Raw genomic sequence first — 2,500 nt, forward strand, 5'->3', positions numbered from 1 at the left:
TGGTTGCGGGAGCAGGATTTGAACCTGCGACCTTCAGGTTATGAGCCTGACGAGCTACCGGGCTGCTCCATCCCGCGTCAGAGTCAGATTTGTTTTTATCGTTTTAGAGAGATTTGGGGATTTTGCTAGGTTTGGCGGTGACCTACTCTCCCGGGGCTTAAGCCCAAGTACCATTGGCGCGGCAGTGCTTAACTTCCGGGTTCGGGATGGGACCGGGTGTTTCACTTGCGCTATGACCACCAAACCGAGGAAAATCCCCACGTCGCTGTTTTTGCGGAGCAAAAAAGCGACGGGTGGCAGGCAGCGTATTTGTGAAGCAAATGCGCGGTGCCACTCGGTTGTGTAATCAATCAACAGTGCCGTTTGCGTTGGCACGCGCTGTCCATGTTCAAGGTGTGTATGTTTTTGGCTTTTTGATTTCGCCTACCGCTTCGCTACTTGAGGCGGTGGGTGTCTTTCCATTACTGGATCAAATCAAGCCTATCGGGCGATTAGTACCGGTCAACTGAACGCATTACTGCGCTTACATCTCCGGCCTATTGACGTGGTGGTCTTCCACGGCCCTCAGGGAGACCTTGTTTTGAGGGGGGCTTCCCGCTTAGATGCCTTCAGCGGTTATCCTGTCCGATCATAGCTACCCAGCACTGCCGTTGGCACGACAACTGGTCCACCAGTGGATCGTTCACCCCGGTCCTCTCGTACTAGGGGCAACTCCTCTCAAGTCTCCTACACCCACGGCAGATAGGGACCGAACTGTCTCACGACGTTCTAAACCCAGCTCACGTACCTCTTTAAACGGCGAACAGCCGTACCCTTGGGACCTGCTCCAGCCCCAGGATGAGATGAGCCGACATCGAGGTGCCAAACACTGCCGTCGATATGGACTCTTGGGCAGTATCAGCCTGTTATCCCCGGCGTACCTTTTATCCGTTGAGCGATGGCCCTTCCACTCGGGACCACCGGATCACTATGGCCGTCTTTCGACTCTGCTCGACTTGTCAGTCTTGCAGTCAGGCTGGCTTCTGCCATTGCACTCAACGAGCGATTTCCGACCGCTCTGAGCCAACCTTCGCGCGCCTCCGTTACGCTTTAGGAGGCGACCGCCCCAGTCAAACTACCCGCCACGCAGGGTCCCGGATCCGGATAACGGACCGCGGTTAGACATCAAGAGTGCGAAGGGTGGTATCTCAAGGGAGGCTCCACAGGTACTTGCGTTCCTGCTTCAAAGCCTACCACCTATCCTGCACATCACAATCCTGATGCCAGTGCGAAGCTGTAGTAAAGGTGCACGGGGTCTTTCCGTCTAACCGCGGGAAGCCTGCATCTTGACAGGCAATTCAATTTCGCTGAGTCGATGTTGGAGACAGCGGGGAAGTCGTTACGCCATTCGTGCAGGTCGGAACTTACCCGACAAGGAATTTCGCTACCTTAGGACCGTTATAGTTACGGCCGCCGTTTACCTGGGCTTCAATTCAAGGCTCTCACCTCTCCTTTTAACCTTCAGGCACCGGGCAGGCGTCAGACCCTATACGTCGTCTTGCGACTTCGCAGAGCCCTGTGTTTTTAATAAACAGTCGCCACCCCCTGGTTTGTGCCCCCAGCCCCTAGTTGCCTAGGAACCGGGCCTCCTTCTCGCGAACTTACGGAGGTATTTTGCCGAGTTCCTTCAACATCGTTCTCTCAAGCGCCTTGGTATGCTCTACCAGTCCACCTGTGTCGGTTTAGGGTACGGTCTGATGGAGGGCTATTTCCAGGAACCACTCAGCAGCCCAATCAATCCGATAAGATTGAACTACACCTGTGATCCGTCACATCCTCCTGGCCTAGGAATATTAACCTAGTTCCCATCGCCTACGCCTTTCGGCCTCGGCTTAGGGGCCGGCTTACCCTGCTCAGATTAGCTTTAAGCAGGAACCCTTGGACTTTCGGCGAGAGTGTCTCTCACACTCTTTGTCGCTACTCATGTCATCATTCTCACTAGTGATCTCTCCACCGGATCCCTCACAGGCCGGCTTCATCGAAAGAACTCGATCCGTCATTACATCCCGCTGCTGTTACACAACACAGATGCAAATACGGATGAGTTCTATGTCACACTACGCTCTGCTACCATGCCTTACGGCATCCTAAGCTTCGGCTCATGGCTTGAGCCCCGTTACATCTTCGCCGCAGGACAACTTATTTAGACCAGTGAGCTGTTACGCTATCTTTAAAGGATGGCTGCTTCTAAGCCAACCTCCTGGTTGTTTTGGTCGTCCCACCTGCTTTCCCACTTAGCCATGAATTGGGGGCCTTAGCTGTAGGTCAGGGTTGTTTCCCTCTCCACTACGGACGTTAGCATCCGCAGTGTGTCTGCCATCTAGTACTCCCGGGTATTCGGAGTTTGGTTAGGATCAGTAAGCCTGTGGGGCCCCATTACCCATCCAGTGCTCTACCCCCCGGGGTATTCGGATGACGCTCTACCTAAATAGATTTCGCAGAGAACCAGCTATCTCCGAGT

1 tRNA gene and 2 rRNA genes (1 of these 3 cut by a window edge) are annotated in these 2,500 nt (G+C 54.2%); all 3 read right to left on the reverse strand.

What is annotated here, in order from left to right:
* Positions 1-77, reverse strand: a tRNA-Met gene (locus tag ACR0EK_RS20090).
* 52 nt (positions 78-129) lie between these two features.
* Positions 130-244, reverse strand: a 5S ribosomal RNA gene (gene rrf, locus ACR0EK_RS20095).
* Positions 245-470: 226 nt separating this feature from the next.
* Positions 471-2,500, reverse strand: a 23S ribosomal RNA gene (locus ACR0EK_RS20100) (it continues 815 nt past the right edge of the window).

It is taken from the genome of Ruegeria sp. AE4 (genome assembly GCF_056542185.1).